The organism is Cellulophaga sp. F20128, assembly GCF_023015805.1.
GTDB lineage: Bacteria > Bacteroidota > Bacteroidia > Flavobacteriales > Flavobacteriaceae > Cellulophaga.
In genome coordinates this window covers 52,233-72,476 of record NZ_JALKBA010000020.1, presented here as the reverse complement: position 1 = coordinate 72,476, position 20,244 = coordinate 52,233, and the positions used below count along the sequence as shown (strand labels likewise).

Sequence of the window (20,244 nt, the reverse complement as noted above, 5' to 3'; positions counted from 1 at the left end):
AACTAGTAGCGATAAATCATCGGTAGCAATTGCAAGTTCTACAATATTAGGTTGTAAAGCATCAACAATGATTTGTGGTAATAATACTTTATCTATAATATGTACCACACCATTTTTAGCGGCGATATCTGCTGCTGTAACTGCAGCATCTGAATCGGTTGCATCTTGTATAAAAACACCTCCATTTAAGTTAACAGTTACATCTTCGCCTTGGGCTGTAGTGATCATTTGTTCGTTCGATAAATCAGAAGAATAGGCAGCAGTACCAACAACAACGTGGTATTTTAAAATTGTAGCAAGCATCTCTTTTTCTTCATCCGTGTCAAAATCTGCAAGACTCATATAATCATCTCCTAGAATGTCTAACAAGCTTGCAAAGGCAGCATTAGTTGGAGCAAAAACCGTAAATGGTCCATCGGTTCCAAGTAATTCCACCAGGCCAGCATCAGCTTGTTGTAGGGCGTCAACTAGTAGCGATAAATCATTGGTAGCAATTGCAAGTTCTACAATATTAGGTTGTAAGGACTTGATGAAATCTATAGCAGCTTGTGGCAATAAAACCTTGTCAATTACATGGGCTATGCCATTAGAAGCCATAATATTAACTAATTCAATGTTTGCATTTACCATAGAGGCATCTCCTATTGTAAAAGTATTATCAGCACTAACTATTTCTATAGCGTTGTCTGCTAAGGCAGTTGAAACCATTCCAGGAGCTAAATCTGAAGAGGATACAATAGATCCTGCAATCACATGATACAATAAAATATCTTTAAGAAGACTAATTTCTGCTTCAGTATTAAAATCATCAAGAGAATTGTAGTTGTCGCCCAGTTCATTTAGAAGGGCAACAAAGGCATCATCTGTTGGGGCAAAAACAGTAAAAGGACCATCAGCGTTTAATGTATCTACTAGTCCAGCTTTAATAACCGCCGCTTCTAGTAGGGTGAGGGATTCATTTCTTACGACAACATCTACCAAAGTCCCATTAATTGCATCAACGATATCCTGAGGTAATAATACTTTATCTATAATATGTACAATGCCATTTGATGCTTTTATGTCTCGATCTATTATGCTTGCATCTATTTCACTAGCATCATCTAAAACCACACCATTATTAGTTTTAACTGTAAATTTTTCTCCTAATAGCGTAGTAAGTTCTAAATTGTTGGTCAGGTCTCCAGAAGTTAGGTTCGCGCCTGCAACAACGTGGTATTTTAATATGGTAGCTAGTATAGCTTTATCTTCTTCGGTATTAAAATCACTAAGAGAAGAATAGTTGTCCAAGCTGTTTAAGAGTGAGTTAAAAGCAGTGTTTGATGGAGCAAAAACTGTAAAAGGTCCTGTGCCACTTAAGGCAGTGATTAAATCAGAGTTAGTACTCTCGTCAGATTTAGAAAGTGCCGCCACTAAAGAGCTAAGCATATCTGTGCTAGAAGCTGTTTCTACAATGTTTAGTTGCACTTGTTCTGGTGTTATAGAATCATCCTCATCGCAAGAAATAAATGCAAATACGAACAAAATCAATGTCGATAAATAAATTTTAGTTTTCATAACGTCTAAGTTTAAGGTGTTAAAAGTTAGACAAATATATGAAATTATTTTAAAATGTCTAATATATTTTAAAATAAATTAGACAAAATTGAATTTAAGCTTCTTTTTAGCCTATTTTTGTTTTTATAAATTCATAAGAAATGGGCAGTTATTCAATGTCGCAAGTGGCTTCACTTACCGGAATTAACGCACACACATTGCGAAAGTGGGAGAGTAGGTACAGTTTTATCCAGCCAGAGCGTACAGAAACAAATATTAGATTTTACACGGATGAGTTGTTGAGAAAATTACTTAATGTAAGTATTTTACAGCGCAATGGATTTAAAATATCTAAGATAGATAAGATGTCAACAGATGAAATTCATACGGCTGTTTCAGAAGTATTGTTAAAACCTGTAGAAGGCGATGAGCGTACTGCGCTAATGTTAGGTCTGTTGGAGATGAATGAACGGGAGTTTGTTAAAATACTTGATGCCCATATTTTAAATAAAGGTTTATTGCATGCAGTTACGGAGTTGGTGTATCCCTTTTTAAATCAGATTGGTATTTTGTGGGGGATAGACAAGGTGATGCCGGCACAAGAGCATTTTATTTCTAATTTAATAAGACAAAAGGTAATTGCAGGTATTAATGCCTTGCCCTTGCCCGCTGATGATGCGCCAAAAATGATGATGTTTTTGCCAGAAGATGAGCATCATGAGATAGGGTTGTTACTAGCGCAATTTGTGGCCAAGGAATATGGTTGGAATATCTATTATCTTGGCCAGAATGTTCCTATACAGGATATAGCAGCGGTTCATGAAATAGTACATCCAGATCTATTACTTACGATGTTTGTGACTACCATACCGCATAAGGTTAAAGGAGAAATCGCTAAAATTCTAGAGCAAACCTCATCAAAGTTACTTGTGGCAGGTAATCCTGTAAATTTAGAGGAAAAGTATTTTGAGGATAGAACTGTATATTTGTCGAATCCCAAAGCCTTGGTAGCAGCGTTAGAGGAGTACAAATAGATGTAAAATTAAAAAATCCGAAAACATAATGTTTTCGGATTTTTTGTGACCGGGCTGGGGCTCGAACCCAGGACCCTCTCCTTAAAAGGGAGATGCTCTACCAACTGAGCTACCAGGTCATTATTCCATTGCTTCAGCGCATTGCTGTTAGCGGGTGCAAATATATGACCTTTATTTAATTTCACAAGGACTTTTTTATTTTTTTTCCTTTTTTTTTATTTGGGATAAAAATAGAGCATCTTTGTACAAAAAAAATAGATGCAAATTGTATTGGTTGGTTATATGGGTAGTGGAAAATCTACCGTGGGTAAAGAGCTTTCCAAGCGTTTGAAAATCAATTTCTTGGATTTGGATAATTATATTGAAGAAAAATATGAGATGCCAATTTCGGAGATATTTTCAACCAAAGGAGAGATTTTTTTTAGAAAATCTGAAACAGAATGTTTGAAGGAGGTTTTTGAGTTAAATGACAATATTATCCTCTCCACAGGAGGAGGAACTCCTTGTTACGGAGAAAATATGGAGGTGATGCTTCAGAATTCACCCAACGTTTTTTATTTGAATGTATCCATACCAGAATTAGTAAGCAGACTCCAAAAGGAAAAAGAACACCGACCCTTAATTGCAAAAATTCCAGATGGCGACTTGCCAGAATTTATTGGGAAGCATTTGTTTGAAAGAAGTTTTTTTTATACCAAAGCACAACATACCATAAAAGTACAGCAGAAAGGAGCTATGGAAATTGTTAAAGAGGTGGTTGCGAAGCTAGTTTAGGTAAACCACATCATTGTTGGGTTTAAAATCTACCTCTATATGTTCTTGCAGGGAAGTAGATAAAGAAATGCCTTTGTAATCTGCTTTTACTGGAAATTTTTTATGGTTTCTATTAACAAGTACTGCTGTTTTTAATTGACGCAAAGGAACTTTTAAAAAATGATGTACACCGTAGATTAACGTAGATCCGGAATTTAAAACATCATCGATAAGAACTACTGATTTGTTGCTGTACGCTTCTTGGGGAATAGAAGTTGTAACTCCGCTATGTAAAGGGTTCTTTTTGTCCATAGACACCGTACATAAGGTAATTGTGGCCTCTGTTATTTCTTCTAAAATTTTACTTATTTTTTTTGCAAATTTTAAACCACCACCCTCAATACCAGCTATGATGATCTCTTTTTCTTCAACATTAGCTTCGTAAATTTGATACGCAATTCGTTTTACTTTATGTTGAATTTGGGCATGCGATAATATTTTGTTCTGCATCTGCTTTGTATTTTATAAAATCAAAGATACTAAACACTTTTTAAGTGTTATTCTTCTTCTGTAGAATTCGTTGCCGTGTAGTCGTCAATTTCTCTACGATCTTTTTTCGTAGGTCTGCCAGTACCTTTTTTTCTGTAATAATCTTTGGCAAATTTTAAAAGTTCTGAATTTTCAAAGGCTTCCGCAGGAGTGGTGTCTTTCCTATATAGGTCGGCGAGCTTTGCGCCCACCCTGTTGGGAGGAATATCTAAAATGGAAAGTTGATAGTTAATCTGATTTTTTCGAATTTCAATTTTATCCGTAGGGAAAACAACCCTAGAGGGTTTACAAACTACAGAATTCACTTTTATATGACCCTTTTTACAAGCTTCGGTGGCTATATTTCGTGTTTTATAATAACGAACACACCATAAGTATTTATCAATCCGCATAAACTATCCAAAATCTTTGTTAACTACTTCCACAAAAATAGTGGAAAATTGTATCTTGCGCCACATAAATAAAAATAGATGAAATTTAATAAAGTATTTTTCTTGGCAATAGTGTTTATTGTAATGGTATGGTCTTGTAAGAAAGATGATGACGGTATTGTTTATGAACCGCCTAAAGCTTTGAGTGAGATAGTGAATCTGGATAATGATTCTATCGTGAAGTATATGGAAACCCATTTTTACAATTACGAAGAGTTTGCGAACCCTCCAGCAGGTTTTGATTACAGAATTGTACTGGGTAAAATAGAAGGAGATAATGCGGATAAAACTCCTTTGAGTGAAATGATGCAATCTGAGACGGTAACCGTAAGATCTAGAGAAATTGGTTTAGATAATGATAAAGAAGTTGAGCATACGTATTATTATTTAGTAGCTAGAGAAGGGGCTGGGGAGTCTCCTACGGTTGCAGATGCAACCTATATTAGATATGAAGGACTCTTGTTAAATGGGACAATATTTGACGCTTCTACCGTTAATCCTATTTGGTTAGAATACACCAATAGAATTAGAGGTTTTTCGGTAGGGACACAGCATTTTAAGGCAGGAGATAATATCATAGTAAATAATGATGGTACCTATGAAATAGAAAATTATGGGGTGGGCTTAATAATTTTCCCATCTGCTTTAGGCTATTATAGTGGAACAGCGGGATCCATACCTTCCTATAGTCCTTTAATCTTTAAAATAGATTTAATGACAGTAGATGAGGCTGATCATGATAATGATGGTGTGCCTTCATACAGAGAGGATCTAAATGGAAATGGTTATTTGGCTGATGATAATACAGATTTAAAATCTGAAGAAAAAATACAGACAACACTTGTACCTAACTTTTTAGATAATGATGATGACAATGATGGTAGGTTAACTAGAGATGAAATAAGTGATGCGGACGGAAATATTGTATTCCCTTATCCTGATAGTAATAATGATGGTACTCCAGATTATTTGGATCCTAATTATTAGACGAAAAATTTAGCGCATAAAAAAAGCCTAGCATTTATGCTAGGCTTTTTTGTTTGTTGAAAAACTATAAATTATAGTTTTAAAGAAAGACTTAAGATTAGTTGATCTGGTCTAGTGTCTATTCTGTCGCTACCGCCAACAGAAATTACATCCACTTCATTTTCACTAAAACCTCTTTCGTATCTAAGATCTACTCCTAGGTTGCCAAGGCTTAGTCCGGCACCAATATTGATACCTACGGTAAAATCATTTTCAACATCACCAATGGTAACGCCTTCATACTCGGTATCTACTATGTATTGAAAAGCAGGACCGGCAAAAACGTTTAAAGGACCTAAAATTTTAGCACCTACCAATATTGGTAAATCTATCTTATTCATTTTAAAGTCTTCGTCATAGCCAGATTTGATCGCTGTGTACATTAGCTCTGGTCTAATGTAAATAGGGCCTGCCGTCTTTGCAAAAATACCAATGTGGTATCCAATGTTTTTGTCTGGATTTTCATAGGCATCTTTTGTAGAGTCAAAATAATTGCCGTTACCGCCGTAATTTAAACCTCCTTTTATACCAAAACCAGCATCGGCTTGGGCAAAAGTTGTCATACTAACAAGAACTAAAGTAATTACTAAAAGTGTTTTTTTCATTTTAAAAGTGTTTTAAACAATTTGAGAATGACTGTAGGTACAACCATTCTCAATATGTAATTTAATTAATATGTAAGTAAGGTATCAAAAACGATACCAAGTTCTTACTTTCTCTTGATCACTTTTACAACGGCATTTACTATTGCTTTATTGTTTAAACCATATTTATCCATCAATTCTTCTGGAGTTCCACTTTCACCAAAGGTGTCATTTGTCCCTACAAATTCTTGTGGAGTTGGGTGGTTTGTTGCTAAAACACGGGCAACACTTTCTCCTAATCCTCCTAATATATTATGCTCTTCTGCAGTTACGATACAACCTGTTTTTTTAACAGAATTAATAATTGCATTGGCATCTAGCGGTTTTATAGTGTGTATGTTAATAACCTCTGCAGAAATACCTTGGCTTTCTAAAGTTTCAGCAGCGATTAAAGCTTCCCAAACTAAATGACCAGTAGCTACAATAGTAACATCTGTACCTTCTGTTAAATGCAAGGCTTTGCCAATTTCAAATTTTTGATCTACTGCCGTAAAGTTGGCAACTTTTGGTCTTCCAAAACGTAAATATACAGGCCCTTCATAGTCTGCGATGGCAATTGTAGCGGCCTTTGTTTGGTTGTAATCACACGGATTAATAACAACCATTCCGGGTAGCATTTTCATTAACCCTAAATCTTCTAGTATTTGATGTGTAGCACCATCTTCACCCAAAGTAACCCCTGCATGAGAAGCGCAAATTTTTACATTTTTATTAGAATAGGCAATAGATTGACGTATTTGATCATAAACTCTTCCTGTAGAAAAGTTAGCGAAAGTACCTGTAAATGGAATTTTACCGCCAATAGTTAAACCTGCCGCAATGCCCATCATGTTTGCTTCTGCAATCCCTATCTGAAAGAATCGCTCTGGATTTTCTTTAATAAATTGATCCATTTTAAGAGAGCCAATTAAATCTGCACATAATGCAACAACATTAGGATTTGTTCTCCCTAATTCTGTTAAACCTGCACCAAAACCACTTCTAGTATCGTTTTTTCCTTGATCTATGTATTTTTTCATATCCTTTATGATTTTTCTCTTTTGTAAAAGAAAGTAGATTTAATTTGTTTAGTAATCTCCTAAAGTCTCTGGGTTTTGAGCCAACGCTTTTTCTAACTGTTCGTCATTAGGTGCTTTACCGTGCCAAGCGTGGGTGTGCATCATAAAATCAACACCGTTACCCATTACCGTATGTAATAATACACAAACGGGTTTTCCATTACCAGTCATAGTTTTGGCTTTTTTAAGACCAGCTATAATAGCTTCTAGATTGTTTCCTTCCTCAATATCTAAAACCTCCCAGCCAAAAGCTTCAAACTTAGCTCTTATGCTGCCCATAGGTAAAACGGTATCCGTAGCGCCGTCAATTTGTTGCCCATTTAAGTCTATGGTTGCAATGATGTTGTCAACTTTTTTGGCCGAAGCATACATAATGGCTTCCCAATTTTGACCTTCTTGTAATTCTCCATCTCCGTGTAAACTGTACACCAGGTTACTGTCTTTATTTAGCTTTTTAGCTGTTGCCGCACCAATGGCTACAGACAATCCTTGGCCCAAAGATCCAGATGCTATACGTATTCCAGGGAGACCTTCATGTGTTGTTGGGTGCCCTTGTAATCTAGAATTAATTAGTCTAAATGTATTCAGCTCGTCTACCGAAAAATAGCCGCTTCGTGCTAACACACTATAAAAAACAGGAGAAATATGACCGTTGGATAAAAAGAAAAGGTCTTCACCTTTACCATCCATATCAAATCCTTCGTTTAATTCCATTATTTCGTTGTACAGGGCAACAAAAAATTCTGCGCAGCCTAACGAGCCACCGGGGTGACCAGAGTTAACTTTGTGCACCATTCTTAAAATATCCCTTCTCACTTGCGTGGTCAAATCTTGTAATTCTTCCAGTCTTGGCATTTTTATCAATTGTTAATTCGTTCGTAAAAGTAAGGTCTATCTTTTGTGTGTACAAGATGAGTTGTCATAATTTATTAACTACTTCGTATTTAATACGAAACTTTATTTTTTTGTTAAGGATTTAATGTGGATGAGTTGATTATATTTGCGGATATAAATACCATTTTTTTGAAATTTACTTTAGAACAAACAGACCCAAATAGCAAAGCACGTGCGGCAACAATGGTGACAGACCATGGGGCTATAGAAACTCCAATTTTTATGCCAGTGGGTACTGTGGCCTCTGTAAAAGGAGTGCATCAACGAGAATTAAAAGAAGATATTAACCCTGATATTATTCTTGGGAACACCTACCATTTGTATTTGAGACCAAAATTAGACATTTTGGAAGCCGCTGGAGGCCTGCACAAATTTATGGGGTGGGACCGGAATATTTTAACGGATAGTGGGGGATACCAAGTATATTCCCTATCAGCAAATAGAAAAATTAAGGAAGAAGGCGTAAAGTTTAAATCGCATATAGATGGTTCATTCCATACGTTTACACCAGAAAACGTTATGGAAACACAGCGTACCATTGGCGCAGATATAATCATGGCTTTTGATGAATGTACCCCCTATCCTTGCGATTATAATTACGCAAAAAGGTCCATGCATATGACGCATCGATGGCTAGATCGTTGCATGAATCATTTGGAAAAACTTCCCTTCAAATATGGCTTTGAGCAAACTTTTTTTCCAATTGTTCAAGGTTCAACCTATAAGGACTTAAGGGCTCAGTCGGCCGAGTATATTGCCAATGCAGGAGCAGAAGGAAATGCTATAGGTGGTTTGTCTGTTGGGGAACCGGCAGATGAGATGTATGCAATGACCGAAGTAGTCTGTAATATTTTGCCAGAAGATAAGCCTCGATATTTAATGGGTGTAGGTACCCCAATAAATATTTTAGAAAATATTGCTTTGGGTGTGGATATGTTTGATTGTGTAATGCCAACCCGTAATGCTAGAAATGGAATGTTATTTACAGCACATGGTACTATCAATATTAAAAATAAAAAATGGGAGAACGACTTTTCTCCCGTGGATGAAATGGGAATTACCTTTGTAGATACCGAATATTCAAAGGCTTATCTTCGACATTTGTTTGCTGCCAATGAATATTTAGGGAAACAAATTGCCACAATTCATAATTTAGGGTTTTACCTTTGGTTAACTCGCGAAGCTAGAAAACATATTATCGCAGGAGATTTTTATGATTGGAAGAATAAGATGGTCAAACAAATGGATAAAAGATTATAAGAATTGAGTATTTTAGATAAATACATATTAAAACGTTATTTAATTACCTTTTTGGTGATGCTTTTGCTGTTTGTTCCTATTGGAATTATGTTAGATTTATCTGAAAAGATAGCAAAAATGGTGGCGAATGAAGCTCCTACGGCAGCAATTTTAAACTATTATTTAAATTTCACTATCTATATAGGAAGTATGTTGTTTCCTATATTTTTATTTCTTTCCATTATCTTTTTTACATCAAAATTAGCCAGTAATACAGAAATAGTAGCCATTCTAAGTTCAGGGGTATCTTTTAGTAGGTTTCTAAGACCTTATTTTATTGGAGCATCTATTATTGCGGTTCTCATGTTTGTAATGGCTATGTTTATTGTGCCCAAGGCAAGTTTAGATTACAACGAATTTATTTTTGAATACGTTAAAAAAGGGAAAAGGGATAGGGTTACCAGCAATATTTACAATCAGCTCAATGAAAACGATTTTATATATGTCAGTAGCTTTGATCCAGCCAGGCAAATTGGCTATAACTTTTCCTTTGAACATTTTAACGAGGATGATCAATTGGAATATAAATTAACGGCTTCTAACATAAGATGGGTACCTAAAGATACGCTGTATCGGTTAACAGGATATGTTTCCAGAAGCTTGAAAGACAGTACGGAAATTGTGGAAACTAGAACCAGGTTAGACACTATTTTCGATTTTAAAATTGACGATTTAACACCGGTAAGTTATGTTGCTGAAACTAAAAACCTTTTCGAGTTGGATAAGTTTATAGAGACACAACGGAAAAAAGGCGCTTCAAATATTAACACCTATGTTATGGTGAAATACAAACGTTGGGCCTTACCAATTACTGCCTTTATACTGACTTTGATTGCAGTATCTGTTTCTTCCATAAAGCGCAGAGGGGGTATGGGGATCAATTTAGCCTTTGGAATTGTTATCGCCTTTGTGTATATATTTTTTGATCGGGTATTTAGTATCCTGGCAGAACAGGCCGGATTTTCACCGATTATGGCAATCCTAATTCCCAACGCAATTTTTACGGTCATAGGCCTTTATCTCTTGCGCAATGCTAAACGATAAGTTTAAAAATTACCTTCATTTACATTTTATAGTTTTTATTTGGGGCTTTTCGGCCATCTTAGGGAAGCTAATTAGTATTGATGCTATGCCATTGGTTTGGTATCGGATGTTGATGGCTGCTGCTTTAGTATTGGTGTTTATTTTTATTCGTAAAAATAGTTTAAAAGTAAATCGCAAAAGTTTGTTGCTGATGTTGTTAACAGGATGTGTTATTGCATTGCATTGGCTCACTTTTTTTGAAGCAATTAAAGTGTCTAATGTTTCGATAGCCTTGGCCACAATGTCTACCGGCGCCTTTTTTGCCGCCATTCTAGAGCCTATTTGGTACAAGCGCAAAGTAATTTGGTACGAAATAATTTTTGGACTGGTAGTAATTGGGGGTTTGACTTTAATTTTTAATATAGATGCAAGTTATAAGGAAGGTATTCTTTTGGCCTTATGCTCTGCTTTTTTGGCTGCTGTTTTTTCACTGATGAATGGCAAATTAATTCAGAACCACAAGCCTTCAGTGATCTCCTTTTACGAGTTGGGAGCCGGGGTAATTTTCTTGACCATCTATATGTTTATTCAAGGAAGTTTTTCCCAGATAAACTTTCAGCTTTCAACATCAGATTGGGTGTATCTATTTATTTTGGCTTCGTTTTGTACCGCCTATGCTTTTATTGCATCGGTTAAATTAATGCGCTACCTCAGTCCGTATACCGTTGTGCTTACCAATAATTTGGAGCCGGTTTATGGTATTTTATTGGCGTTTATTATTTTTGGGGAGAGCGAAAAAATGGATCCTATGTTCTATTTGGGCGCCCTACTCATAATAGCAACAGTAATTGTAAACGGCATTCTCAAAAGTAGGACAAGGAAGAAGCCGAAAATCCACAATCTAAAACAGAAAACCAAGCACCTATAACCATCAACTAGCCATGATTTGTTTGCTTTATTTCTAGATTTTAATTATCCCAGAGCTACTTTGTATTAGTTTGTTAATATCTACCTCAGTTTAATGCTGCTATTTTTACGGATTACATTATTTTTGTGGCAAACTAATAAGTATGAGTTCATCCAATAGCGAAAGATATAATCAAAGAGGGGTTTCTGCATCCAAGGAAGATGTGCACAATGCCATTAAAAATATTGATAAAGGTCTATTTCCTAAGGCATTCTGTAAAATAGTTCCAGATTACTTAACCAATGATGATGATTATTGTTTGGTAATGCATGCTGATGGGGCTGGTACAAAGTCGTCTTTAGCATATATGTATTGGAAAGAAACTGGAGATATTTCCGTTTGGAAAGGCATAGCACAAGATGCCTTAATCATGAATATTGATGATCTAATTTGTGTTGGAGCTACGGATAATATTATGTTGTCTTCAACTATTGGAAGAAATAAAAATTTAATTCCTGGCGAAGTTTTATCTGCTATTATAAACGGTACGGAAGAACTGATTAAAGACCTAAAAGGGCATGGAATTGTAATACATTCTACCGGTGGTGAAACTGCAGATGTAGGTGATTTGGTACGTACTATAATTGTAGATTCTACCGTTACCGCAAGAATCCATAAAAAAGATGTGATTGATAATGCTAATATTACCGAGGGTGATGTCATTGTTGGCTTAGAATCTTTTGGTCAGGCTAGTTATGAAAAGGAATACAATGGTGGTATGGGGAGTAACGGACTTACATCTGCGAGACATGATGTGTTCTCTAAGTATTTAGCCACAAAATACCCTGAAAGTTTTGATGCAGCCGTTCCTGAGGCTTTGGTGTATTCTGGAACTGTAAAATTAACAGATGCCGTGGCAGATTCTCCCTTAGATGCAGGAAAATTGGTATTGTCACCCACGCGTACCTATGCGCCAATTGTTAAGAAAATATTAGAAAAATACAAGGCTGATGATATCCATGGTATGGTGCATTGCAGCGGTGGAGCACAAACTAAAATACTTCATTTTATTGATAATTTACACATTGTAAAAGACAATCTTTTTCCAGTACCACCCTTGTTTAAATTAATTCAAGAACAATCTAAAACAGATTGGAAAGAGATGTACCAAGTTTTTAATTGCGGTCACCGAATGGAAGTTTACGTAAACCCAACAGTGGCAGAAGATATTATTGCTATCGCTGAAAGTTTTGGTGTTGCGGCAAAAATAGTGGGTCGCGTTGAAGCTAGTGCTACCAAAAAACTAACCATTTCTAGTGAATATGGAACTTTTGTGTATTAAAAAGTAAGAAATTCTACTTTTTAAACGTTGTATTTGTAAAGAAGCAAAGTATGGAAAGGAAGCAGTTTTTAAAAAGTATAGGCGTGGGTGCAGCATTTGCCCTAACTTTTCCTTGTTTGGGAGGTTGTTCTAAAAGTGATGACGTAGAAGGAGAGATAAAGGAAGAGCCTACAAATGTTGATTTTACCATAGATTTAGATTCGGCTGAAGGTTCTAAATTAGCAAACAATGGTGGTTTTGTATTAAAAAATTTAGTTGTAGTCGCTAAGAACTTAGAAGGCGAATTTGTAGCAGCAAGTCAAATTTGCAGTCATGAGAGTTATGACCAGGTACGTTTTGTAAACGTAGATGGTGGTATTTTTTATTGTGATGTTCACGGATCTCGTTTTAGTCAAACTGGGACTCCCTTAAACAAAGTAGATAGTAAAGCTGCAAAACCCCTAAAGGTGTACAATACCACACTTACTGGTACCATGCTTCGTGTTTATGAATAAGTGGTATAAATTTTGATTCCTTATTGCGTATGAAGCACTTTTTAATCGTAATAGCTATCTTGTGTTCTGTGGTAGTTTCTGCTCAAGAATGGAGTGAAAATTATACCCAGGCACTAGAAAAAGCAGCTGATGAAAACAAGCCCCTTTTAATTGTTTTTTCTGGATCAGATTGGTGTGGAACCTGTATTAAATTGGATACCCAAATCTGGCAATCCAAAGAATTTATAAAGTATGCACAACAGGAATTAGTCTTGTATAGAGCAGATTTTCCTAGAAAGAAGAAAAATAAACTTCCTGAAAAAGTAGCCAATTCCAATGCAGAAATAGCTGATAAATTTAATCCAAATGGCTATTTTCCTTTTGTTTTACTGTTGAATAAAGAGGAAGAAATATTGGGAAAAACAGGATATAAAAATGTTTCCCCTTCTGAATATATTCGGCATTTGACTAAATTTGTGAAGTGAGAAAATTGTTATCCCCCGCTTTTTGTCTTTTTTTTCTACTGTCTGTTGCACAAGAAAAATATATTACCGCTCATAGAACTGTAAAGTTAATGGGAAATCGATTCGATTTTACCATAGTAGCACAACAAGAAGCTACAGCAAATCTTTATATAGACTTAGCCATTGCGGAGGTTCAAAGAATAGAAAAACTTATATCTTCATGGGACAGTTCTTCTGAAACGTCACAAGTAAACAACAATGCTGGAATACAAGCTGTTCCCATTAGCAAAGAACTTTATGGTCTTATAGAACGATCAATACAGTTGTCTAAAGTCACAGATGGTGCTTTTGATATTAGCTATGCCGCAATGGATGTTATTTGGAAATTTAATATAGCAATGGATTATGTGCCTACAGACGAAGCCATTTTGCGCTCAGTTGAAAATGTTGGGTATAAGAACATCGTTCTAAATAAAGAAGCACAAACCGTTTTTTTACCCCAAAAGGGAATGAAAATAGCCTTTGGGGGCATTGGAAAGGGTTATGCCGCAGATAAAGTGAAAGCCTTGTTGCAAGAAAAAGGTGTTGTTGGAGGTATTATTAATGCCGCAGGAGATTTAACTACATGGGGGACACAAGTAAGTGGAAAAAAATGGATGGTGGGAATTACAAATCCCCTCGATAAGGAAAAAATATTTTCTTGGCTTCCCATTGTAGAATCCTCCGTAGCCACTTCTGGGAATTACGAAAAGTACATACTATTTAAGGGCGATAAATACTCACACATCATAGACCCTAGGACCGGTTGGCCCTCTAAAGGAGTAAAAAGTGTTTCCGTTTTTGCTAAAAAAGCGGAAATGTGTGATGCCTTGGCAACATCCGTTTTTGTTATGGGGGTAGAAACTGGCTTGTCTGTAATTAATCAATTGGCTGGCGTAGAAGTAATTATTGTTGATGAAAGTAATAAAATTCATAAAAGTGCTGGTATAGTGTTGCAGAATTATTAGTAAATTTAAGGTATGAAAAACAGTATTGTTATTTTTTGTTTACTGCTAATGGGTACCTCTTGTGTCACGGTGAAAGGGTATGATAAAATATACCTGAATGATGAAGAAATGAAACTGTCAGCCAAGGGTATGGAACGCTATGAAACTAATTTTCAAGTGTATAGAGAGGCTGCTTCTGGAGCGAATGGAGGAAAAACTGGTGGTGGGTGTGGATGTAATTAATAGAAGATATATTTAGATGCTAAAAAGCATAATTTTTGGAATGCTATTGTTGTTTTCATTTGTGGTGAATGCACAAGAAAATACGGCATATACACAACGTGTTTTGGAAAATACAGAAATTGATATCTTGTTTAGTTATTATGATCAAGACGGCAACAATGCGGCGGTAACAGGAGGGGAAGGGACAGAAAAATTGACAGATGCTGCTTCAAGTATTGTTGTGAGATTGCCGCTAAATAATGACGATATTATCACAATAGATACCGGTATTTCTGCATACTCATCTGCTTCTTCTAGCAATGTAAATCCTTTGGATGGTAACGCAAATAAGGAGGTAAGTCCTTTTAACGCATCTTCAGGAGCATCACAGAGTGATGAGCTCATTCATTTTAAAGGTTCTTACGAACACAGTTCTAAAGACAGAAACTCCAGAATTGGAGCCAATATATACGCTGCCCGTGAGTTCGATTATTTTTCACTTGGCTTTGGTGCTAATTACGCTTATTTATTTAATGAGAAAAACACCGAAGTATCAGTCTCCGGGCAAGTCTTTTTAGATACATGGAAAGCCGAATATCCAATTGAATTAAGAGATGGTTTTTTTGATAATAGGGTAACGGGTAGTGGAACGTATTCTCCCTTATTTAATGAATTCTCTAACCTTAATCGCAATTCTTATTCGCTTTCACTAAGTGTTTCTCAGATATTAGGATCTAAAGTGCAAGGGTCGTTATTTGTAGATGTAATCCAGCAAAACGGTTTGTTGAGTACCCCTTTTCAACGGATGTATTTTGGTGATCGAGACAATTTTTTTATCGATGATTTTCAATTGGCTGATGCAGTAGAGCGTTTGCCAGATAGTAGATTTAAATTTCCTGTTGGTGGTCGGTTAAATTATTATGTAAATGAAGTTTTTGTACTGCGTAGCTACTATCGTTTTTATACTGACAATTGGGGAGTAACTTCCCATACCGCAAGTGTAGAGATTCCAATTAAATTAAATGATGTCTTTACCGTGTATCCAAGTTATAGGTTTTACAACCAGACCAAAGCAGATTATTTTTACAAAAAAGAAAGCGCGGTTTCTAGTTTAGCATATTATACCTCAGACTATGATTTAAGCAACTTTAATGCGCATCAATACGGGGCAGGTTTGCGGTATAAAGACATTTTTGCCAAGCTTTCTGTTTTAGGTTTTGGATTAAAAACCTTAGATGTAAAAGGGATCATATACAACCGTAGTACAGGTTTAGATTCTTTTATTGTTAGTTTGGGTACAACCTTTGTCTATACGAAATAGTGTAATTCTGCTTTTTTTCTTCAGTTCCATTTAGATGTTTAAAAAATCTTCAAAATTTATCGTAAATTCGCAGTCCAAGCGAAGCACGGATTATGATTGATAAATTAAACATAGTAAAACAACGATTTGATGAGGTGTCGGATTTAATTATCCAACCAGATATTATCACAGATCAAAAGCGTTATATAGAATTAAATAAAGAGTACAAAGACCTGAAACTTTTATGTGAAAAACGGGATTTGTATATAGAGTTTACAAACAATCTAGAGGAGGCCAATGCAATTATTTCTGACGGTAGTGATGCAGAAATGGTAGAAATGGCTAAAATGCAGATGGAAGAGGCTAAGGTGGGGATACCTAAATTAGAAGAAGAAATAAAACTATTGTTAATCCCTAAGGATCCGGAAGATTCTAAAAATGTTGTTTTGGAAATTAGAGCAGGAACCGGAGGAGACGAGGCTAGTATTTTTGCTGGCGATCTACACCGGATGTATACCAAGTATTGTGAATCTAGAGGTTGGAAAACCAATGTGATCGATTTAAGTGAAGGTACCAGCGGGGGTTATAAAGAAATTCAATTTGAAGTTTCAGGGGAAGACGTATATGGTACGCTAAAGTTTGAAGCTGGCGTGCACCGTGTACAACGAGTGCCGCAAACAGAAACACAGGGTAGAGTACATACAAGTGCAGCTACGGTAATGGTATTGCCAGAAGCAGAAGATTTTGATGTGCAAATAGATCCAAAAGATGTTCGTGTCGATTTTTTCTGTTCTTCAGGACCTGGTGGACAATCGGTGAACACAACCTATTCTGCGGTGCGTTTAACACACCTTCCTACCGGATTGGTGGCACAATGTCAAGATCAAAAGTCACAACATAAAAACAAGGACAAGGCTTTTAAAGTATTGCGTTCTAGGTTGTACGACATGGAATTGGCAAAAAAACAAGAAGAAGATGCGGCCAAGCGAAATTCGCAAGTGAGTAGTGGTGACCGTTCTGCCAAAATTAGGACCTATAACTATTCGCAAGGAAGGGTAACCGACCATAGAATTGGATTAACCCTATACGACTTGCAAAATATCATTAATGGGGATATTCAGAAAATTATAGATGAGTTAATGTTTGTAGACAATACCGAGAAATTAAAAGAAGCTTCGGAGATTTTCTAAAGTCTAAAGTCCAAGGTCTAACGTCTAAAATTGATGTGCTCATCTGAATTCCAGGTTATATTTTAAATACCCAAGACCTAGAACCTAAAACCCATAGCCAAAAACCCAGAATCCAATTAAAAAATGACAACAGCACAGTTAGTAGCACAAATTCATAAGAAGAAATCTTTTTTATGTATTGGATTAGATGTAGATATAACCAAGATTCCGAACCATTTATTAAAGGAAGAAGATCCTATTTTTGCTTTTAATAAAGAAATAATAGACGCAACTCATCATTTGTGTGTGGCATACAAGCCCAATACTGCATTTTATGAGGCTTATGGGATAAAAGGTTGGATGGCCTTAGAAAAGACCATAAACTACCTTAATACAAATTATCCAGAAATTTTTACAATAGCAGATGCCAAGCGTGGAGATATTGGCAATACCTCTACAATGTATGCAAAAGCGTTCTTTGATGACTTAGGTTTTGATTCTGTAACAGTGGCGCCATATATGGGCAAGGATTCTGTGGAACCTTTCTTGGCATTTAAGGAGAAGCATACCATTCTTTTAGCATTAACCTCTAATGCGGGAGCATTTGATTATCAAACCAAGAAAATAGAAAATAAAGAAGTGTACAAACACGTCTTAGAAACTTCAATTGGGTATAAAGGATCAGAAAATCTAATGTATGTTGTTGGTGCAACTAAAGCAGAATATTTGGTAGAAATACGACAAATTATACCTGATAGTTTTTTATTGGTTCCTGGGGTAGGAGCTCAAGGGGGAAGCTTGTCTGAAGTATGTAAATATGGAATGAACAAAAACGTTGGCTTGCTTATAAATTCTTCTCGTGGAATAATTTACGCAGGAGCCCAGTTAGATTTTGCCCAAGCAGCAGCTAGCAAAGCAAAAGAATTGCAACAGCAAATGGAAAAAGAACTAGAAAAACTAAACTAACTTTTCTAAAGTCCTTCTAATTTTTACGGCTTTGTACTGAAAAAATTCAGCCAATTTGGTATTGGTGTTTCCAATTTGAGATGCCATTTCTAAAAAAGAATTATACCGACGCTCAAGAAGAGAAATCATCCCTTCTTCATTCGTTAATGGTGTCGTGGTTCCTACTCTGCAATATTGATTTTTCATGCCTAATGTTTTGTTATATACAAAGATACGTTTCAAAAATGGGTTTTGGCCTACCACCAATGTGGCGTTTGACTAATAAATTGGTTATTTACCTTTTATTTAACTTTAGCCATGCATATTATTAACATTTATACGATTACAAGATGAATAATTCCTATTTTTACACCCTTTATGCGCAATCAATATACTAGATCTATAAATTGTTAAACTACACTACTTATCGGCATGATACTTCAGAAAAATGGGTCACATTTATTCATGGGGCAGGAGGTAGTTCTTCCATTTGGTTTAAACAATTACGAGCATTTAAAGGGCAGTTTAATATATTGCTTGTAGACCTTAGAGGTCACGGAGGTTCTAAACATAGTTTTAAAGATGTATATGATGAAAAATATACCTTTAATTTTTTAACGGAAGACATTGTACAGGTTTTAGAACATGAAAAGGTTATAAAATCTCATTTTATTGGGATATCGCTAGGCACTATTTTAATTAGAAACTTAGCAGAAAATTATCCGGAGAAAGTGGAGAGCATGGTGTTGGGTGGGGCAATTCTAAAACTAAACTTCAGGTCTCAACTGTTAATGCGTTTGGGGGTTGTCTTTAAGTCTATTGTACCCTATTTATGGTTGTATAAATTTTTTGCCTTTGTTATTATGCCTAACAAAAACCACAAGGAATCTCGCTTGCTGTTTGTTAGGGAAGCAAAGAAATTATATCAAAAAGAATTTATACGCTGGTTTAAGCTAACCGCAGATATTAACCCTTTATTACGCTTTTTTAGAACAAAGGATATAAAAATTCCAGTCTTGTACATTATGGGCGAAGAGGATTATATGTTTTTGCCTTCCATTAGAAAAGTGGTTCAACAGCAGGCTTCTTCAGAGCTAATTGTTGTCAAGGATTGCGGGCATGTGGTAAATGTAGAACAGCCAGATGTTTTTAACCAAAAGGTAATTCGTTATATCGCTTCCTTTTAGTTTTATACATAAAAAAACCGATGCTCCCACCGGTTTTTAAAACTAACTAACTCAAAAAATTACGAACTCATTTTTCTATAAAACTATAGAAATTTTTAATCGATATGGTTAACTTAACTTATAGGTAAGTTTGTTAACACACTTATTTGATTAACGTAAGTTATTTTGAATTATTGTGCAATTGTGAAGAAAATACCTTCAAATTAATCTTGTAAGGCAAAAACCTGCTTTAGGATGGCTGAAGTTCGAGAAGAAACCTTAGTTCTAATTTCTTTTTCTTCAACAGCAATCATCGTATAAACCCCTTTTAAAGCTTCGTTGGTTACATAATCTGTTAAGTCTGGATTTACATCTTTGGTAAAAGGAATGTTGTTGTATCTCGTGATTAGATCTTCCCAGATTTTATCTGCGCCTACCTTTGTAAATGAGTTTTTAATGACCGGATTAAATTTATTGTATAATTCGGTTTCTGTGGAGGTTGTAAGGTAAGTCGTAGCTGCATCATCAGCACCCGTCAAAATCGTTTTTGCGTCTGTAAAAGAAATGTTTTTCACCGCAGCTATAAATATGGGTGTGGCTTCGCCAACGGCATCTTCGGCCGCCCTGTTAATTGCTTTAAGACCTTGATCAGCTAAATTCCCCAAACCTATATCACGCAATGTTTTGTCAATTTTTTGTAGTTCAGTAGGCAATAAAATTTTAACCAGTTCATTTTTATAATAACCATCTTCAAGAGTCAGTTTGCTCACTTGTTTTTGAATGCCTTGGTTTAGTGCTTCTGTGAGTCCATTCGCTATTTGCTCATTGCTTAAAACGCCCCCTTGTGGTAATTGATTTACAACTTGTTGTAATTCTGCGCAACCAATACACTGAAATATTACAAGAATTAAAAATACTTTTTTCATAGAATTAAATTATAGTTATAGTGTTTTTGTTTCCATAGCATATTGATATATGCCGGGGTAAAGTTACTGTTATTTTTAAAATATAAAGGAACACTTG

The 20,244-nt window shown here is 35.7% G+C and carries 23 protein-coding genes and 1 tRNA gene; 15 read left to right on the top strand and 9 right to left on the bottom strand.

Annotated features, from left to right (window positions below; all coding sequences use genetic code 11):
* On the bottom strand, positions 1–1,557 hold a 1,557-nt coding region (locus tag MWU65_RS15235; RefSeq protein WP_247079335.1), incomplete at its 3' end, for a fasciclin domain-containing protein.
* A 140-nt stretch (positions 1,558–1,697) separates the two neighbouring features.
* Here MWU65_RS15235 and MWU65_RS15230 point away from each other — a divergent pair.
* Entirely contained in the window at positions 1,698–2,570 is an 873-nt protein-coding gene (locus MWU65_RS15230; protein ID WP_247079334.1) for a MerR family transcriptional regulator, read from the top strand.
* A 46-nt stretch (positions 2,571–2,616) separates the two neighbouring features.
* On the opposite strand, the gene MWU65_RS15225 is transcribed toward MWU65_RS15230, so the two are convergent.
* A tRNA-Lys gene (locus tag MWU65_RS15225) sits at positions 2,617–2,689 on the bottom strand.
* A 139-nt stretch (positions 2,690–2,828) separates the two neighbouring features.
* On the opposite strand from MWU65_RS15225, the gene MWU65_RS15220 reads away from it, so the two are divergent.
* A complete protein-coding gene (locus tag MWU65_RS15220) occupies positions 2,829–3,344 on the top strand; it encodes a shikimate kinase (protein WP_247079333.1) in 516 nt (171 codons plus the stop codon).
* Here MWU65_RS15220 and MWU65_RS15215 read toward each other — a convergent pair.
* Positions 3,336–3,833: a phosphoribosyltransferase family protein gene (locus tag MWU65_RS15215; RefSeq protein WP_247079332.1), complete on the bottom strand. Its 498-nt coding sequence runs from the start codon at positions 3,831–3,833 to the stop codon at positions 3,336–3,338. The two genes, MWU65_RS15220 and MWU65_RS15215, sit on opposite strands and share 9 nt — an antisense overlap.
* A 47-nt stretch (positions 3,834–3,880) precedes the next feature.
* On the bottom strand, positions 3,881–4,264 hold the full coding sequence (locus tag MWU65_RS15210) for an RNA-binding S4 domain-containing protein (RefSeq protein WP_247079331.1): 384 nt from the start codon (positions 4,262–4,264) through the stop codon (positions 3,881–3,883).
* 78 nt (positions 4,265–4,342) lie between these two features.
* On the opposite strand from MWU65_RS15210, the gene MWU65_RS15205 reads away from it, so the two are divergent.
* Positions 4,343–5,290 carry an FKBP-type peptidyl-prolyl cis-trans isomerase gene (locus tag MWU65_RS15205; protein WP_247079330.1) on the top strand — a complete coding sequence of 316 codons (948 nt, stop codon included), beginning with the start codon at positions 4,343–4,345 and terminating at the stop codon, positions 5,288–5,290.
* A 71-nt stretch (positions 5,291–5,361) separates the two neighbouring features.
* Here the strand turns inward: MWU65_RS15205 and MWU65_RS15200 are convergent, their stop codons facing one another.
* The 3 genes from MWU65_RS15200 to MWU65_RS15190 form a co-directional block, all read right to left on the bottom strand.
* The gene (locus MWU65_RS15200; protein ID WP_247079329.1) at positions 5,362–5,934 is read right to left on the bottom strand and encodes an outer membrane beta-barrel protein; all 573 of its coding nucleotides are present in this window, start codon (positions 5,932–5,934) and stop codon (positions 5,362–5,364) included.
* 104 nt (positions 5,935–6,038) lie between these two features.
* On the bottom strand, positions 6,039–6,992 hold the full coding sequence (locus tag MWU65_RS15195) for a transketolase family protein (protein WP_247079328.1): 954 nt from the start codon (positions 6,990–6,992) through the stop codon (positions 6,039–6,041).
* Positions 6,993–7,040: 48 nt separating this feature from the next.
* Positions 7,041–7,886 carry a transketolase gene (locus MWU65_RS15190; protein WP_247079326.1) on the bottom strand — a complete coding sequence of 282 codons (846 nt, stop codon included), beginning with the start codon at positions 7,884–7,886 and terminating at the stop codon, positions 7,041–7,043.
* A 168-nt stretch (positions 7,887–8,054) separates the two neighbouring features.
* Here MWU65_RS15190 and tgt point away from each other — a divergent pair, with 168 nt between their 5' ends.
* The 11 genes from tgt to pyrF all read left to right on the top strand — a co-directional run bounded on the left by tgt (position 8,055) and on the right by pyrF (position 18,076).
* Positions 8,055–9,185 carry a tRNA guanosine(34) transglycosylase Tgt gene (gene tgt, locus MWU65_RS15185; protein ID WP_247079324.1) on the top strand — a complete coding sequence of 377 codons (1,131 nt, stop codon included), beginning with the start codon at positions 8,055–8,057 and terminating at the stop codon, positions 9,183–9,185.
* A 3-nt stretch (positions 9,186–9,188) separates the two neighbouring features.
* A complete protein-coding gene (locus MWU65_RS15180) occupies positions 9,189–10,268 on the top strand; it encodes an LptF/LptG family permease (RefSeq protein ID WP_247079322.1) in 1,080 nt (359 codons plus the stop codon).
* Positions 10,255–11,175, top strand: a complete 921-nt coding sequence (locus MWU65_RS15175) for an EamA family transporter (protein ID WP_247079320.1) — start codon at positions 10,255–10,257, stop codon at positions 11,173–11,175. Before MWU65_RS15180 ends, MWU65_RS15175 begins: the two co-directional genes overlap by 14 nt.
* A gap of 142 nt (positions 11,176–11,317) precedes the next feature.
* Positions 11,318–12,496 carry an AIR synthase related protein gene (locus MWU65_RS15170; RefSeq protein ID WP_247079318.1) on the top strand — a complete coding sequence of 393 codons (1,179 nt, stop codon included), beginning with the start codon at positions 11,318–11,320 and terminating at the stop codon, positions 12,494–12,496.
* A 50-nt stretch (positions 12,497–12,546) separates the two neighbouring features.
* A complete protein-coding gene (locus tag MWU65_RS15165) occupies positions 12,547–12,990 on the top strand; it encodes a Rieske 2Fe-2S domain-containing protein (RefSeq protein ID WP_247079316.1) in 444 nt (147 codons plus the stop codon).
* 29 nt (positions 12,991–13,019) lie between these two features.
* The gene (locus MWU65_RS15160) at positions 13,020–13,454 is read left to right on the top strand and encodes a thioredoxin family protein (protein WP_247079315.1); all 435 of its coding nucleotides are present in this window, start codon (positions 13,020–13,022) and stop codon (positions 13,452–13,454) included.
* Positions 13,455–13,543: 89 nt separating this feature from the next.
* A complete protein-coding gene (locus tag MWU65_RS15155) occupies positions 13,544–14,440 on the top strand; it encodes an FAD:protein FMN transferase (protein WP_247079312.1) in 897 nt (298 codons plus the stop codon).
* 12 nt (positions 14,441–14,452) lie between these two features.
* Positions 14,453–14,662 carry a DUF4266 domain-containing protein gene (locus MWU65_RS15150; protein ID WP_247079310.1) on the top strand — a complete coding sequence of 70 codons (210 nt, stop codon included), beginning with the start codon at positions 14,453–14,455 and terminating at the stop codon, positions 14,660–14,662.
* A gap of 16 nt (positions 14,663–14,678) precedes the next feature.
* The gene (locus MWU65_RS15145; protein ID WP_247079308.1) at positions 14,679–15,962 is read left to right on the top strand and encodes a DUF3570 domain-containing protein; all 1,284 of its coding nucleotides are present in this window, start codon (positions 14,679–14,681) and stop codon (positions 15,960–15,962) included.
* A gap of 92 nt (positions 15,963–16,054) precedes the next feature.
* Positions 16,055–17,131, top strand: coding sequence for a peptide chain release factor 1 (prfA, locus tag MWU65_RS15140; protein ID WP_247079306.1), 1,077 nt, complete (start codon positions 16,055–16,057; stop codon positions 17,129–17,131).
* Between the two features lie 123 nt (positions 17,132–17,254).
* Complete coding sequence (gene pyrF, locus MWU65_RS15135; protein WP_247079304.1) at positions 17,255–18,076, top strand: orotidine-5'-phosphate decarboxylase; 822 nt, start codon at positions 17,255–17,257, stop codon at positions 18,074–18,076.
* Here the strand turns inward: pyrF and MWU65_RS15130 are convergent.
* Positions 18,068–18,262, bottom strand: a complete 195-nt coding sequence (locus tag MWU65_RS15130) for a hypothetical protein (RefSeq protein ID WP_247079302.1) — start codon at positions 18,260–18,262, stop codon at positions 18,068–18,070. The two genes, pyrF and MWU65_RS15130, sit on opposite strands and share 9 nt — an antisense overlap.
* 200 nt (positions 18,263–18,462) lie before the next feature.
* Here MWU65_RS15130 and MWU65_RS15125 point away from each other — a divergent pair, with 200 nt between their 5' ends.
* On the top strand, positions 18,463–19,242 hold the full coding sequence (locus MWU65_RS15125; protein ID WP_247079300.1) for an alpha/beta hydrolase: 780 nt from the start codon (positions 18,463–18,465) through the stop codon (positions 19,240–19,242).
* A 203-nt stretch (positions 19,243–19,445) separates the two neighbouring features.
* Here MWU65_RS15125 and MWU65_RS15120 read toward each other — a convergent pair whose 3' ends face one another.
* Positions 19,446–20,147, bottom strand: coding sequence for a DUF4197 domain-containing protein (locus MWU65_RS15120; protein WP_247079298.1), 702 nt, complete (start codon positions 20,145–20,147; stop codon positions 19,446–19,448).
* Positions 20,148–20,244: the final 97 nt, after the last annotated feature.

Bases quoted from the DNA above. Each gene is read 5' to 3' on its own strand.
- MWU65_RS15230 (WP_247079334.1), top strand. From the start codon at position 1,698: ATGGGCAGTTATTCAATGTCGCAAGTGGCTTCACTTACCGGAATTAAC.
- MWU65_RS15220 (WP_247079333.1), top strand. From the start codon at position 2,829: ATGCAAATTGTATTGGTTGGTTATATGGGTAGTGGAAAATCTACCGTG.
- MWU65_RS15215 (WP_247079332.1), bottom strand. From the start codon at position 3,833: ATGCAGAACAAAATATTATCGCATGCCCAAATTCAACATAAAGTAAAA.
- MWU65_RS15210 (WP_247079331.1), bottom strand. From the start codon at position 4,264: ATGCGGATTGATAAATACTTATGGTGTGTTCGTTATTATAAAACACGA.
- MWU65_RS15205 (WP_247079330.1), top strand. From the start codon at position 4,343: ATGAAATTTAATAAAGTATTTTTCTTGGCAATAGTGTTTATTGTAATG.
- MWU65_RS15200 (WP_247079329.1), bottom strand. From the start codon at position 5,934: ATGAAAAAAACACTTTTAGTAATTACTTTAGTTCTTGTTAGTATGACA.
- MWU65_RS15195 (WP_247079328.1), bottom strand. From the start codon at position 6,992: ATGAAAAAATACATAGATCAAGGAAAAAACGATACTAGAAGTGGTTTT.
- MWU65_RS15190 (WP_247079326.1), bottom strand. From the start codon at position 7,886: ATGCCAAGACTGGAAGAATTACAAGATTTGACCACGCAAGTGAGAAGG.
- MWU65_RS15175 (WP_247079320.1), top strand. From the start codon at position 10,255: ATGCTAAACGATAAGTTTAAAAATTACCTTCATTTACATTTTATAGTT.
- MWU65_RS15170 (WP_247079318.1), top strand. From the start codon at position 11,318: ATGAGTTCATCCAATAGCGAAAGATATAATCAAAGAGGGGTTTCTGCA.
- MWU65_RS15165 (WP_247079316.1), top strand. From the start codon at position 12,547: ATGGAAAGGAAGCAGTTTTTAAAAAGTATAGGCGTGGGTGCAGCATTT.
- MWU65_RS15160 (WP_247079315.1), top strand. From the start codon at position 13,020: ATGAAGCACTTTTTAATCGTAATAGCTATCTTGTGTTCTGTGGTAGTT.
- MWU65_RS15155 (WP_247079312.1), top strand. From the start codon at position 13,544: ATGGGAAATCGATTCGATTTTACCATAGTAGCACAACAAGAAGCTACA.
- MWU65_RS15150 (WP_247079310.1), top strand. From the start codon at position 14,453: ATGAAAAACAGTATTGTTATTTTTTGTTTACTGCTAATGGGTACCTCT.
- MWU65_RS15145 (WP_247079308.1), top strand. From the start codon at position 14,679: ATGCTAAAAAGCATAATTTTTGGAATGCTATTGTTGTTTTCATTTGTG.
- prfA (WP_247079306.1), top strand. From the start codon at position 16,055: ATGATTGATAAATTAAACATAGTAAAACAACGATTTGATGAGGTGTCG.
- pyrF (WP_247079304.1), top strand. From the start codon at position 17,255: ATGACAACAGCACAGTTAGTAGCACAAATTCATAAGAAGAAATCTTTT.
- MWU65_RS15130 (WP_247079302.1), bottom strand. From the start codon at position 18,262: ATGAAAAATCAATATTGCAGAGTAGGAACCACGACACCATTAACGAAT.
- MWU65_RS15120 (WP_247079298.1), bottom strand. From the start codon at position 20,147: ATGAAAAAAGTATTTTTAATTCTTGTAATATTTCAGTGTATTGGTTGC.